Origin of the sequence: Brucella intermedia LMG 3301 (assembly GCF_000182645.1) — a bacterium.
In the GTDB taxonomy this organism is placed as follows: Bacteria; Pseudomonadota; Alphaproteobacteria; order Rhizobiales; family Rhizobiaceae; genus Brucella; species Brucella intermedia.
Genome location: NZ_ACQA01000002.1, coordinates 1809639 through 1822149, shown reverse-complemented (window position 1 = coordinate 1822149; position 12511 = coordinate 1809639). Strand labels below are relative to the sequence as shown.

Here is a 12511-nt window from a genome sequence, read left to right as displayed (position 1 = left end):
TTTCAATCGATGGCGTCGCCCCCCTCCCCGTCTACGATCCTTCCGCCAGTTGCCTGATTGACCAGTGACGCCTCATGAAAGAGCGCTCTCCGCTCGTCCTCGCTTCGCAATTGTCCAAGATCAGCCACCGTCGTCATGACGCAAACGATTTCCCGCTGCGCGTCGAAGACCGGTGCGGCCTGCCCTGTAACATTTGAAAGAAGATGGCTGGTCATTTCGGACCATCGTTCGTTGCGCACTTGGTCCAGCAATGACTTTGCCGGCGGGCTGCCCCGAAAGTGAGCTGGCTGTACCTTACGCGCTGCATCGACCGTAGCCTTGGGTAGAAAAGCCTGAAAAACCAGACCGCAAGCCGTATTATCGATGGGCAATGTGTCTCCCAGAGCCAGAGGATTGACCGAGAAATACGCACTTCGATACCAGCGCACGAGGGTCGGGCCACGATCTGTCCAGATAGCAACACCACCACTGACGGCATGTCGTTGCGAAAGGGCCTTCATGTGTTGCGCCGCAATCTCCACGGCGTCCACACGTTTCAAAGCGCCAATGCCGATGCTCAGCGCAGTCGGCCCCAGATCGTAAAGACCGCTCGCAGCGTCCTGTTTCGCAAGGCCTTCCTTGACAAGGCTCTGCAGATAACGATGCGCTGTCGATCCTCCCGTCTTTGCCCGTCGAGCGACTTCGCCCAACGCAAGCTCGGTTTCAGCATTGGCCAGAATCCGGAGAAAGCGCGCGGCAATGGAAACCGACTGTATTGTACCCGAGCGTTTTTCACTCGTGGTGTCGCTCTCATCGGACAGGTCGTTCTCGTTCAAATGCTTTGCCTCCTCCGCGGTAATAGCAAAACAATGTTTAGCGACAAGCCGTTGGAAAGTCATGCCCTCTGCATTGCGAATGCGATGGGCGAACCTCGAGGGTTTTGGACGGATTGAATTGGCCCTCCCTCACTGTTGCGGGCATGCAACACATATCGGAGGCTTGATAGTATACTGTATTGCGGCATGCATTCCTTATTGCGGAATGACACCCTTATGCTTTAACAGAACATGACTAATATACTCATGTTTGGGGCGACTTATGAATATCCGTTTGAATCGTGGCTTGATGTCCAGCGCCAGTGCACTCACGCTGGCGGTGTTTGTGGTAACGCCTGCGCTTGCCCAGGAGGCTGCGAAAGCCAGCTCCGATGCGATTGTGCTTGATACTGTGGTCGTGACAGGGGAAAAAGTTGCGCGCGACATCAAGAACACGGCGTCATCTGTCACCGTCATTTCGGCCAAGGAAATCGACAAGGAAAAGACAGGCGATTCATCCGTGGCTGAAGTGATCGCGAACGTTCCGAACGTCATCTATACCGACAATGTCGGCGCTCCTATTATTCGCGGGCAGGATACGCAGGGCCCAAACACAGGGCAGAACGTGTTCTGGGGCGGCACCGTGCCGCGCGCCACGATCAATCTCGATGGGCATTATCTGAATTATAACGAATATTACTTCGGCGCGACTTCGGTGTGGGACCTCGATAGTATCGAGGTGTTCCGTGGCCCACAGACTACATCTCAGGGTGCGAATGCAATTGCAGGTGCGATCATCGTGAACACCAAGGACCCGGTATTCACACGTGAAGGTGCTTATCAGGTCGAGATCGGCAACTACAATACCAAACGCACCTCAATCATGCTGAACAGTCCCATCTACAAGGATGAGCTGGCCGCGCGCCTCGCGATCGACTATTCGGGCCGCGATACCTTCATCGACTATATCAGCCCCAACTTCATTTCCGAAAAGACAAATCAGGATTTCGAGGCGTTGAATGCACGGCTGAAACTGCTGTGGGAACCAGCGGAGATACCAGGCCTTACGGCAAAGCTGACCTATTCCCACAATCGATCCAACCGTCCAAGCCAGGAAGCAGCATCCGCACCATTCGATGAGCTCGAACATCTGACCACGACCATGCCAAGCTGGAAGCAGGATACCAATACAGGCATCCTTGATGTCGGCTATGATTTCGGCAACGGCGTGAAATTCTACAATCAGGCGCAATATTCCGCCTCCTCGGTGCATCGCCATACCGGCATTGCGAATAACGGCAAGGCCGATATCAATCAGAAGAACATTTCCAATGAGTCTCGTATCACGTTTGGCGAGCAGGAAGACGTCATCAGCGGTGTCGCCGGTATTTTCTACGCCAATACCAAGTCGGACGAGTTCATGCTGCTTCAAGGCACGACGACGTTTGACGATACGAAAGACAATCTGGGGCTTTTTGCCGAAGTGAGCTACCGGCTCGATGACCAGTGGACGTTGACCGGTGGGCTACGTTACCAGCAGGATCGTGTACAGCGCATCGGAAAATCGGCACTGGCGCCAACGCCACTCGATTACGACGAAACATTCTCCGCGCTCTTGCCAAAGGTATCGCTGGCATATGCTGTCACCCCCGATCTGACGATCGGAGCGTTGGTCAGCAAAGGTTACAACCCCGGCGGGGTTTCCCTCAATCTCAATTCGCGGCAGTGGAAGCCTTTTGAGGATGAGACACTGTGGAACTACGAGTTGTTCACGCGCGCCAATCTGCTCGACGACAAGCTCACGCTGACAGGCAATCTGTTCTACATGGACTTCAAGAACGCCCAGTACAACATTCCTGTCGTCGTCTCTCCCGGTGTGGCGCAATCCTATACGATCAATGCCGAAAAGGCTCATGCCTATGGTCTTGAAATGGGGCTCGACTATCAGCTTTTGTCTAATCTGACGATCAAGACAAGTGCTGGTATTCTCCGCACCGAAATCGACGAAATTTCGAGCAATGTAAGCTATGAGGGCAATGAGTTCGCCAAGTCTCCCGGTTATATGTTCAGCATCGGTGCGAGCTGGGATGCAACGGAAAAGCTCAATATCTCCGGACAGGTTCGCCACACTGACGGCTACTATTCAGACCTTGCCAATACACCGATCTATGTCGTGGACGCCTATACGATTGCCGACGCGCGAGTGAGCTATGATTTCCATGAATCGCTGCAGCTTTATGGCTATGTGAAGAATATCTTCGACGAGCGCACTCCAACCTATCTGCAGCAGAACCGCGGCATTGGTGGCATCGAGGCAAGTATAACCACGCCACGCACATTCGGCGTCGGTATCAAGGGCACGTTCTAAGTATCCTGTAAAACCGCCAACCAGTCGGTCACATCTGTGGTCGACACAGCTTTTTATATGCATTAACGGGAGCCTGGAATGGGTGCGCAACGGAAACTTCACATTGGTATGTCGCTGGCACCGACCTGGCTGAGTGGCGACGGGTGGCGGCATCCGGACAGCAACATCGAAGGGACATTCGGCTCGGACTTTTACGTCGATATCGCCCGACGTGCGGAAGCAGCAAAACTTGATTTCGTATTCCGTCCCGATAGCCTTTTCATGAACCATCAGATCATGGAAACCACTCCGGGCTTCGGCAGCATGGATGCAACGCTCGTCATGGCGACACTGGCTCGGGAGACTTCGCATATCGGTCTTCTGACCACGATATCGACAACTTTCATGCCGCCTTATGTCGTTGCTCGTCAGGTCCAGTCCCTGCACTGGCTCAGCAAAGGCCGGGCCGGTTGGAACATTGTTACGGCACTCGATGGCAACGAGAATTTCGGTTTGACGGAAATGCCTTCATCTGACGAACGCTATGCAAGGGCAGCCGAATTCACCGGCGTCGTGCGTGATTTGTGGAAGAGTTTTCCCGGATCGGCCTTGAAACGTGATCGTGAAAGTGGCCGCTTTGCGGATACGGCAGCCATACATCCGATAGACCACGAAGGTACCTTTTACCGGGTTAAGGGTCCGCTCAATGTCCCCTCCGTTCAAGATGTTCCCATTCCGCTTATTCAGGCTGGCGCGTCACCGGCAGGGCGCGACTTTGCGGCATCCGTTGCCGACGCCGTCTTTTCCGCGACCCCGGATATGGAAGCGGCAATCGATCTTCGCCGCAATCTTCGCGACCGTGCGCAATTCCATGGCCGAAAGCCGAACGACGTCCGCCTGCTCCCCGGTCTCAGCCTCTATTTGGCACCAACGCGGAAAGAAGCGGATGAACTGTTCGCCTACACGCATGCGCGAGGTGATCGGGCTCGAAAAATCGCATTCATCCACGAAATGACCGGCCTCGACCTATCGAAATGGCCCGCAAATCGTCTCATTCGACCGGACGACCTGCCACCTCGACCGGAAAAGGTTCGAAGCAAAACCCATGCAGGATTGCTTCGGCGTTTGTTACAGCGTGAAGAGCTTTCACTAGATGAACTCTTGCGCAGACCAGAGGTTATCAGCGCCGCACACTGGCAGGTCATCGGCACGGTGGATGATGCTGCCAAAGACATTCGCAAATGGTTTGAAGCAGGTGCGATCGACGGGTTCATAACCGCGCCGGGTGGCTCAACCGGATCAATGCGGCTAGCGCTTGATGAACTCATGCCAAGGCTTAGCGAAGAAGGATTGCTGCGTTCAGAATATTCAGGAGATACGTTCTTCGGGCATCTCACGGAGTAAGGCGGTTCTCGTACAAAAGATGGAACGGATTCTTAAAAAGACGCCTTCCAGCCGAGTTGTTTCCGATCTCTCAGGCATTCAGCATCGTAGACCGAAATCATCAGGATTGGGGTGGGAACAAGATCTGTTCCCACAAACACGATAAGGCAAACGATAGCCGCCCTGGGTATTCTCCTGACGGAACGGCGGCTAGGTTTGTGACAAATCCAGCCCGTTCGGCAGCGCGATCCAGATGACAGTCTGTGCTTTCGACGAATGACGTGACAAGTATCTTTTGCCATGTACGTCCTGGACCAGCACAAAACTGCCTGCCGGAACATGGCGGACCTCGCCATCGCTCGTCTCATAATCTACTGATCCGTCCAGCCTGACAGTTGGAACCGGCTCAGGGACTTTACGCCAAATAACCTCACGCATACCGGCCGGGATATGGGTGACCCGGATGCGGAAGGCCGGATAGCTGGCCGTTACGTCAAAGGGCGCTCTCCTCCACGACCTGCCTCCGCTCCCGAACCTGATCGGACTCAAGGCCGGCATATTGCTTCTTCCATCGATAATAGGCAATCCCAGCTCTACCTGCTTCAACGCCGCGACGATCTGCTCCGTCGAATACCATCTCTTCTTCATGGCAAATTCTCCTTCTCAAATCGGGAAAATCCACCGGAAAAATAACATTAAATCCGGACCATTTTAACACGGGCACGTCACACACTTTTCCGCGCCTGATCACATCCGGACCATCTTCAGGGCTAGCGATGCTGAATTCAACGCCCCAACATCAACGCCGTCGCAAACGAGATTTCCGATTCCATGCAATAATGTGACAGCCATCACTATTCCCTATAGCTCACCTAAATCGATCGAAGTTTTACGCCCTGTCAGTTCTCAGAACCATCCTGCTTCGCTTTTAACCGCTCATTCAATAGGAGCTTGAGCCGCGCATTTTCCGCTTCCAGCTCTTCCAGTTCTTCGTCTGTCACCGGTCCATCTTCAGTCTTGGAACTTGGCCTTTTCGCACGAAGCCGCTTTTGTGGTGATTTGCGAATGGGAGGTAAGGTGACAGTTTCATCTATCCCCTCCTCTTTCCGCTCGGGCTCCACAACAACTGGCGCTTCTTGAGGGACCTTCGGCTCTTCAGCGAACGATAATACCTCCTGAAGAGGTGCCAGTTCAACCTGCCGGATTGCCTTGTCACTCTCTTCGTCGGGATCTTTGGTCGTAACTTTGATGGATAGTCGCGTTGGCAATATAGGTTCAGGCTGCTCAGGGCTTTCACTGGCCGCCGGTCCAGCGTCTGGCATTTCGTCCGGCAAAGCCGGCTTCTTCCGCGATCGCCAGCTTTTCAATCCCGCAATAAGACGCTTACCCAGTGACTTCATCGTGATCGACCTCCCTATACCTGCCGCAACAGTACGCAGAAATGCTGTCAGCTTAAGCCTGACAACACAATAGTTTTGGCAACCATAGCTCTTACACATGTCACCAGAACGCGTGAACAGATCAGTTATGAGGCCAGCAGAGCAGTCTTAGCGACCGTTTCTCTATTGCTTTTCCAATCGTCGAAGCATTTTGAGCAACTGCCTGTTCTCCATGCGTAATCTGGCGGCCAGTTCACGTTTCAGATCGGCATTCTCTATTTCAAGAGCTGACAATTCAGCCTGAATATCAGGCTCGGCAAACACCCGAATTGCCGCTTGTTGTTTCTGCGGAGCTGATTTTTTCATACCACGTCGAACAGACGGCTTTTTCTCACTGACAACAGGATTTCCCACCATGTTTTCCGTTTGCAGCTCTTCCATTGTAAGGGGTGCTTCTTCCGGTTTCGAGGCGTCCATGTTGGAAAGTTCTTGCTCGCTCAAAGCCTCTTCAACTTGCTCGATGACCGGCTCAGTTTGCGACACAGCATTTATGGTCGTAGTCTCAGTTTTGCGTTCAATCGGCTTGGATAGATCAGGCTGGACCTGAGCGTCCATAGGAGATTGGGGCGCATCCGCTTCCACTTGTTCGGTGATCGACTTCAGATCCAGATTCCCCCACAAAGATGACGAGCCCTTGCGAGTACGCTTGTTCTTATAATCAACGACAACATTGCGGATTCGATTTTTCATCCGTGAGTAGCTTTCCCGAGGAAATTTGAAGGTACGCTCTACGCGCGTCAAAGGGCTTTTAGCAGTAGCTACATATTATGCGGCGGATTTTCAACACTCAACAGAATGTCCGACCTGATCGATATGCCCTGAAAGCAAGTTTATCTCATCTTGAACACATGATGTACACGGCCTTATTGTTACATCAACCATTGACCTGTATTTTTGACGCCTAAATGAATTTCCAAACATCGATCTGGAGAAGCATACCATGGCAGACGAAACCATTGCAGCAGTAAACGAGACACCAGTTGAGGTTAGAACCGCCGAGCCTGTAGGCATCACGAAGAAAACCCGTGCGTCACGCAAAAAAGCTGAGCCTAGGCCCGCAAAGGCGGCTACAGCACCTGCCGCTAAAACTACCAGGGCCGCAGCAAAATCAGCCTCCGTTGCAGCAGAGCCAGCCACCCGCACGGTCAAGAAATATACTCCCGCACAACGCACTTCAATTCTTGCTTCCGTTGAAAAGGCGACCAAAAGTGGCAAGACCACATTGAAAGCCGCGCTGCAGCAGTTGGAAGTCAGCGAACAGACTTATTACAACTGGAAGAACGCCGCCGGAAAAACAGCACCGGCAGCAGCAAAGGCAAAAACGACAGCGGGGGCGAGCGACGATCTAAAGGCCCTGATTGCGCTTGAAGCGGAAAACCTGAAGCTGCGCAAGGAACTCGCCGCAAAACTGCGCGCAGAAAACGAAGAACTGCGCAGACGTCTCGGACAGGCTTGAGACTAATTGCAATCGTAGTATCTGCGAAAGCGCCATCAGAACAGGTGACTTCCTACACGCCGGTCACCTGTTCGCATTTCAGTGAAAGAAATCCGGACCCGTTGCTTTCTCTTTTGAGAAGTCATCCAACACGGCCGTGAGTTATGATCGAATTCGCATTTGACTTAGATTGACGGAGCCGCCCATGCTTTTAAACGACGCTCAAGCCCAGGCGCTCTACAAAGCGATACAAGCCCTGAATGAAGGTGGCTGCCAGCTACTTACGGCTTCCTTTGACGCATTTGCCCTCGGTGAGGCAATCATTGACGTTTGCACGCACACTGATGATCGCATCGAACTGCGATCTGCAGGCAATGTACTGAAGTACACGTCGACCTATCCGCTTTCGCAGCTGCCTATCGTTTGCAAGCACTGTGATTGCTTAAGCGAAGAATGACATTGTTTTTGATTTCAGTTTTCTATCTATAAAATCTTCGTCCAGACCGCTCGACGGAGACTTAACAGAAGTCAATTAAAGAAAGCGCTTGGCCTCTAGACAGGGTCATCGTCCGATGACGGACTTTTTTGCTATTTCCAAGGCCTTCCGTGCATTGTTCTCAGCGGCCTCCTCAGTCGGTGCGGCCGACTGGATTGTGAGCCTGTCTCCGGCTTCTACGACAAAAATATTCACCCCTTTCAGGCCACCTACATTCGGAAGGCGGATAAGTCGCCCAATTGCAGGGGAGAGGTCGATTTTCTCAATCTTGAACCCGATTTTTTCGGAACTGACGTCCAGCTCTGTGAGATAACCTTCGTCCGTTCTGTTTTCTTGCCCTTGCTCGTCGACATGGCGATCGATAGCGATCATCAAATGCTGGTCGTCATCTGTTCCGCAGCAGGACATCCGAAAGTTAGTCGGTTCTTCCGCATGATGCGCGGAGGCATCGAAAATTGACCAGAACTCCTGCTTGATGGGCGTCAGCTCATGGATTTTGAAACCGTCGGCCCGCACGGGGACATTAATTCCGGCAAGTGCAATCGCGATGACGACCGCTATAAAAGTTCTATTGTTCATTCAGGGCACCATTACATTAATTTAAGCGCGGCCAAGTTAGGTCTGAACCATTGCGCTTAGACCGAACCCAAGCAAGTGGTTTCACGCCTCTTGCAGAGGTGGTTTGGCTCGCCGGGACTACCACTTTCTTGTCCGGCAGGAAGCTCATTCTCCGATTTTGGCATTGGCCTGGAGTGCTATCGTGGAGAGATTGGAACGACAGGCCCAATAATTTTATTTAACCGTTCTTCGGGCCCGATCTCTTCGGCAGTCCTATTCTTGATCAATGTAAATCCCACCGTAAGCTACGGATTGCTGGCCTATTTCAAGGCGGAGAAACGAGGACGGATGGCCTATTGGGGACGAATTATTGCGGCTGCAACCGCCACAATAGCGCTCGCAGCAATCAGTTATTACCACTTCCCGCTAGGCGTTTTGTTTCCAATCACCATCCTGCTGATGATCTACAGTGAATGGAGCAGTCGTACGCCCAAGCTATAAATACGGGGCTCACTACTGGGATGGATTTGAGAAACCAAGGCGTAAAATTTGCTATACCATTAAATTCGTAGACACCCAGCTTTGTCATTGGGGAGACCTATTGGCGGGGAACGATCTTGCCGCTTTTGTGAGCCTTCGTTGTAACCGATCATCGTCCGATGTCTCATTCAGCGCCGCATCTATGGCCTCCTGCCCGGACTTTCGCATCATCACGAGACCAAAGATTGCGGCCTCGCTTACCTTTTCGTCGTCAGTCCGCTTCAGGATGGCTACATAGGCGGAGGACAACCGTGGATCATTGTGAAAGCTACTGTTCGTAAGCCTCATTATATCAGTTATCTCATCTGGATCGTTGGAAGCCTGCAAAGCGGCAAATAACTGCTTCTCACCGGGCTCGCCGGTGGCCCGCATTGCAGATACAAGTTCGGCTCTCTCCTCAATCCTATGTGCCCGGTTGAATGCATCCGCAAGCGCACTAGCGACGCGATCGCTGCCGTCGGTCTGTTTCCTGACTTTACCGGCGGCGAGGCTCAATTCGACTTCTGTTCGGGCGGAAGCGAGATCTTTCAAGGCAGATTCCAGCAAAGCGTCATTTTTTAAGCCCGCCTTCCCGAGTGTTCGCGCAGCCGACTGACGTGCGCCAGCGTTGTCAGATTTAAGCAAATCCTGCATTTTGGCAATCGACCGTTCACTGAGGTCCGTATCGGCGAGCAAATGTGCCAGATCTCCGCTGAACCTGTCATTGGTGCTGGCGTAGAATGCGTTGTGTACAAGAGGTAGAGCCTCTTCCCCCTGATAGACGATTGCTGCCGAAGTGGTGGCTCGCAAGGCTTCGTTTTCCGTTCGCTCCAGCAGGGCGAGTAATCCCGGACCGAATTCGGCGGGATGAGGAGCTACAACGGTGAAATTGGCAAGATTGGCTTCAAGTTGCAGGTTTCTCGTTTCAAAAAGAAGTCTTCCGATAAGAGAGACTAGTTCAGGCGGCAACTCGATTGGCTCTCGCTTGAATTTCATCGGACCAATAATTCCGGCAAGGAGATAGGTGACCTCGATACGCTCATCGTCGTCCTTGGCTGCAGCTAGACGTTTTGTCAGACTCGGCAACGCGTTAGGGCCAAGTGCAATGATGCTGCGCGTTGCAGCAAAATATGCATCTTCGCTTTGGGCAGACGCCATCGCATCAAAAGCGTTCTGAACAGACGTTTCAACTGTGTCAGCCCAGGACGGAGCACTCGCCGATAGAAATATCGCAATCAGACAAGCGGTTGAGAAGGGGGTCTTCATAGTTTTTGGGCATTCCTGAATTTGAGTTTCCGAGAGCGGCGATGTGTAGCAAAAATTTCTGCAATCAATTCTGTGGTCCTGAAGGTGGAGCTTTATGTTCGTTGCGCGGCCACAAGGCGATGAACCAGAACAGCCCTGCGACAACGGCGCTGTGAGCTGCCATCGCTGCAAAGCCAAGAATGATCGGCGACGGGCGCCCGTGATATCCGCCATCAAACGCGACCATCACACAGCGCACGAATAACCCAAGTCCGGCACCGCCAAGGAGCACAGCCCTTAAGCTCAGCCACCCAAGATATCGGGCAACGAAGAATCCAGGTATTCCGAACATCAATGCGAGTGGATAGCTGAACATAATGATCGGGAAGCCGTGAAAGCCTCCCATGAGGATCATGTTCAGTACGCCCGATGCAAGAGGTGACAAAGCAAATCCCAGTATGATCCTTGCGGTACCTGTCACGCGCCCACCCCGAAGCATTCGTCCAGCAGCGATCTGAAAGCCAGCAGGACTGTGACGCAAACGATCAGCATCCCGCCACTGGGAATGAACGAAAAAGATGTAGCCTGTCTCAGAATGCCCATTCCTATACATACCAGGAATTGAACGCCGGCGACCGCAACTAGGATCGATCTGATTTCGCCGCACGCTATCTCAGGCTGGGTGATTGAAATGAGCCGGTGATAGCCGTAGACGAAAAGCGGGATGAGGATGGCGGACAATGCCAGAGCCCCCAGGTTCAGCAGCCAGGGCGTGTCGGAAAACAATTCCGGGGTGAAGATCAGCGGGACGATGAACAGATAGCCGGCAACGGTACTGGCGAGAAATGGTGGCCAGAGCAGAACCGTCAGCGAAAGTTTTGGCGCTGCTTCACCACCCTTTCCTGATAACAGTGCATTGGCGACAACGATCATCCAAACGGCCAGAAGGATGACAGGGGTGGCGATCAGCCAGTCCATGGCGGAAACCGCGCCAAAGCGCGTCAGTTCGATTGATGTGACGAGATCAAGCGGTAACGCGCCGAGAAGCGGGATCGCCAGAAGCAACCAGACGCCATTACCCAAATTGGGGAAGCGCGCGATGTCGTTTAGCCAGATCAGCACCGCGGTTGTGCCGACGAATGACACGATTCCGACACTCGTCGCTCCAGGAAATCCCTCCACGAGGTCCATGGCCGCCAGCGCGCTCATCATGCCGTATGCCTGGATGGCAGTAAAAAGGAGGACAATGGACTTGATGACTACGCTAATCCGAAAAGCATTTCCCGAAGAGGCAATCTGACAACGCGCCAAAGAGGGGAAAATCAGTTTCGCAATTTCCACATGGGCAAGCACAGTGAAGAGCGGCATGACCCCAAGCGCGAAGATTGAGAAACGCGCCAGCGCTCCGTTAGGAGAGTAAATCGCCTGCTCGGCCAGTACAGACGTATCGATACCAGGCAAGGGGATTTGCGAGGCGACAAGAACGACGATGACTGCTGCTGTGACCGGTACAACTGATTGCCATAACAAGGTCGCCGATCTATCTGGCGGTAGAGAATCAATACTCATACAGATTAGCTTACTCAATACTCGCCACATCTCAAAATTGGCCAGAATGTGCGAAAAGCCAGACGATCATTCTAGGTCGATATCTGCTTTGCCGAGCCATATGTGCTGGATTATTGTTAAACGTCATTAACATCGTTCGGCAGAAATTGGCGTTTGTTTTTTCCAGTTCCCCATCTTACTTTGGAGATCAGTCAATTTCGTCATGGATAGCGATTCAGGATATTGCAAGACCCTGCAATATCGGCCGCTTCACAATGAAGGATGGGACAATTGATGGAAGGAAATGAATGTCGAAACTATTGAGACCTTTCGTTTCTCTGGCAGTTTTTGGCGTTCTCGCTGTCACTCCAGTTTTAGCCCAGGAACAGCAGGAAAGCATCGTCTTATCCGTTTCACCGAAAATGGTACGGTGGGCCGACGTCTATAAAGTACGTCCGGAGCGAGCAGATGATCCTTATTATCATGTACGGGTCATTGAGAGGCAAAAAGGCTGGAAAGTCTGGCAGTTCAATGAGCTGGCCTTTCATATGGCCGTAACCCCGAAAGCGCTGCAGGCGAGCCGCATCGACAAGAAGGTGAAAATCTACAGTTATAAGGACGTGGAGATTCGTAGCGCGTATCATCGGTGGCTGGATGAGCCCGCAACACGGTCCGAAGTTCCCGTTTGCGATGTTGATATTCTAAGTTGCATTAAAAAACTACCACCGCAATAAACGAGGAGCCGTC

14 protein-coding genes and 1 pseudogene are annotated in these 12511 nt (G+C 52.5%); 6 read left to right on the top strand and 9 right to left on the bottom strand.

The genetic code is table 11. The features are described 5' to 3' along the window. Window positions 1-2: 2 nt before the first annotated feature. The gene (locus OINT_RS20920) at window positions 3-815 is read right to left on the bottom strand and encodes an IclR family transcriptional regulator (RefSeq protein ID WP_006471512.1); all 813 of its coding nucleotides are present in this window, start codon (window positions 813-815) and stop codon (window positions 3-5) included. Between the two features lie 262 nt (window positions 816-1077). On the opposite strand from OINT_RS20920, the gene OINT_RS20915 reads away from it, so the two are divergent. Both OINT_RS20915 and OINT_RS20910 read left to right on the top strand, forming a co-directional pair. Further along, window positions 1078-3162, top strand: a complete 2085-nt coding sequence (locus tag OINT_RS20915) for a TonB-dependent receptor (RefSeq protein ID WP_039853453.1) — start codon at window positions 1078-1080, stop codon at window positions 3160-3162. A 78-nt stretch (window positions 3163-3240) separates the two neighbouring features. Then, on the top strand, window positions 3241-4545 hold the full coding sequence (locus tag OINT_RS20910) for an NtaA/DmoA family FMN-dependent monooxygenase (RefSeq protein ID WP_006469929.1): 1305 nt from the start codon (window positions 3241-3243) through the stop codon (window positions 4543-4545). Window positions 4546-4734: 189 nt separating this feature from the next. On the opposite strand, the gene OINT_RS20905 is transcribed toward OINT_RS20910, so the two are convergent. From OINT_RS20905 to OINT_RS20895, 4 genes and pseudogenes are all read right to left on the bottom strand, one after another. Then, the gene (locus OINT_RS20905; RefSeq protein WP_050791049.1) at window positions 4735-5082 is read right to left on the bottom strand and encodes a hypothetical protein; all 348 of its coding nucleotides are present in this window, start codon (window positions 5080-5082) and stop codon (window positions 4735-4737) included. Next, window positions 5027-5172, bottom strand: a pseudogene (locus tag OINT_RS23690) (IS3-like element ISBcen22 family transposase); the annotation flags it as partial. The gene OINT_RS20905 and the pseudogene OINT_RS23690, both read right to left, overlap by 56 nt. Window positions 5173-5423: 251 nt before the next feature. Continuing rightward, window positions 5424-5924 (bottom strand): hypothetical protein, encoded by a 501-nt coding sequence (locus tag OINT_RS20900; protein ID WP_006471510.1) that lies wholly within the window; start codon window positions 5922-5924, stop codon window positions 5424-5426. A 162-nt stretch (window positions 5925-6086) separates the two neighbouring features. After that, window positions 6087-6653 carry a hypothetical protein gene (locus tag OINT_RS20895; protein ID WP_006471509.1) on the bottom strand — a complete coding sequence of 189 codons (567 nt, stop codon included), beginning with the start codon at window positions 6651-6653 and terminating at the stop codon, window positions 6087-6089. Window positions 6654-6903: 250 nt separating this feature from the next. Here OINT_RS20895 and OINT_RS20890 point away from each other — a divergent pair, with 250 nt between their 5' ends. Further along, the gene (locus OINT_RS20890; protein ID WP_006469922.1) at window positions 6904-7419 is read left to right on the top strand and encodes a transposase; all 516 of its coding nucleotides are present in this window, start codon (window positions 6904-6906) and stop codon (window positions 7417-7419) included. 184 nt (window positions 7420-7603) lie between these two features. After that, entirely contained in the window at window positions 7604-7855 is a 252-nt protein-coding gene (locus OINT_RS20885) for a hypothetical protein (RefSeq protein ID WP_006471508.1), read from the top strand. Between the two features lie 105 nt (window positions 7856-7960). On the opposite strand, the gene OINT_RS20880 is transcribed toward OINT_RS20885, so the two are convergent. Continuing rightward, window positions 7961-8473 carry a hypothetical protein gene (locus tag OINT_RS20880; protein WP_006469920.1) on the bottom strand — a complete coding sequence of 171 codons (513 nt, stop codon included), beginning with the start codon at window positions 8471-8473 and terminating at the stop codon, window positions 7961-7963. 258 nt (window positions 8474-8731) lie between these two features. Here OINT_RS20880 and OINT_RS23990 point away from each other — a divergent pair, with 258 nt between their 5' ends. Continuing rightward, complete coding sequence (locus tag OINT_RS23990) at window positions 8732-8953, top strand: hypothetical protein (RefSeq protein WP_128570247.1); 222 nt, start codon at window positions 8732-8734, stop codon at window positions 8951-8953. A gap of 84 nt (window positions 8954-9037) precedes the next feature. On the opposite strand, the gene OINT_RS20875 is transcribed toward OINT_RS23990, so the two are convergent. From OINT_RS20875 to OINT_RS20865, 3 genes are all read right to left on the bottom strand, one after another. Beyond that, on the bottom strand, window positions 9038-10237 hold the full coding sequence (locus OINT_RS20875) for a hypothetical protein (protein ID WP_006471507.1): 1200 nt from the start codon (window positions 10235-10237) through the stop codon (window positions 9038-9040). Between the two features lie 64 nt (window positions 10238-10301). Beyond that, window positions 10302-10697: a hypothetical protein gene (locus OINT_RS20870; protein ID WP_128006246.1), complete on the bottom strand. Its 396-nt coding sequence runs from the start codon at window positions 10695-10697 to the stop codon at window positions 10302-10304. Beyond that, window positions 10694-11785: a preprotein translocase subunit SecY gene (locus OINT_RS20865; RefSeq protein WP_157796378.1), complete on the bottom strand. Its 1092-nt coding sequence runs from the start codon at window positions 11783-11785 to the stop codon at window positions 10694-10696. Before OINT_RS20865 ends, OINT_RS20870 begins: the two co-directional genes overlap by 4 nt. A 287-nt stretch (window positions 11786-12072) precedes the next feature. Between OINT_RS20865 and OINT_RS20860 the strand changes: the two genes are divergently transcribed. Beyond that, entirely contained in the window at window positions 12073-12498 is a 426-nt protein-coding gene (locus tag OINT_RS20860; RefSeq protein WP_006469915.1) for a DUF5086 domain-containing protein, read from the top strand. The last annotated feature ends 13 nt before the right edge of the window (window positions 12499-12511 follow it).

What these genes read in the sequence shown, in the direction of transcription:
- OINT_RS20915 (WP_039853453.1), top strand. Translation starts at nt 1,078, where the DNA reads ATGAATATCCGTTTGAATCGTGGCTTGATGTCCAGCGCCAGTGCACTC.
- OINT_RS20910 (WP_006469929.1), top strand. Translation starts at nt 3,241, where the DNA reads ATGGGTGCGCAACGGAAACTTCACATTGGTATGTCGCTGGCACCGACC.
- OINT_RS20905 (WP_050791049.1), bottom strand. Translation starts at nt 5,082, where the DNA reads ATGCCGGCCTTGAGTCCGATCAGGTTCGGGAGCGGAGGCAGGTCGTGG.
- OINT_RS20900 (WP_006471510.1), bottom strand. Translation starts at nt 5,924, where the DNA reads ATGAAGTCACTGGGTAAGCGTCTTATTGCGGGATTGAAAAGCTGGCGA.
- OINT_RS20895 (WP_006471509.1), bottom strand. Translation starts at nt 6,653, where the DNA reads ATGAAAAATCGAATCCGCAATGTTGTCGTTGATTATAAGAACAAGCGT.
- OINT_RS20890 (WP_006469922.1), top strand. Translation starts at nt 6,904, where the DNA reads ATGGCAGACGAAACCATTGCAGCAGTAAACGAGACACCAGTTGAGGTT.
- OINT_RS20885 (WP_006471508.1), top strand. Translation starts at nt 7,604, where the DNA reads ATGCTTTTAAACGACGCTCAAGCCCAGGCGCTCTACAAAGCGATACAA.
- OINT_RS20880 (WP_006469920.1), bottom strand. Translation starts at nt 8,473, where the DNA reads ATGAACAATAGAACTTTTATAGCGGTCGTCATCGCGATTGCACTTGCC.
- OINT_RS20875 (WP_006471507.1), bottom strand. Translation starts at nt 10,237, where the DNA reads ATGAAGACCCCCTTCTCAACCGCTTGTCTGATTGCGATATTTCTATCG.
- OINT_RS20865 (WP_157796378.1), bottom strand. Translation starts at nt 11,785, where the DNA reads ATGAGTATTGATTCTCTACCGCCAGATAGATCGGCGACCTTGTTATGG.
- OINT_RS20860 (WP_006469915.1), top strand. Translation starts at nt 12,073, where the DNA reads ATGTCGAAACTATTGAGACCTTTCGTTTCTCTGGCAGTTTTTGGCGTT.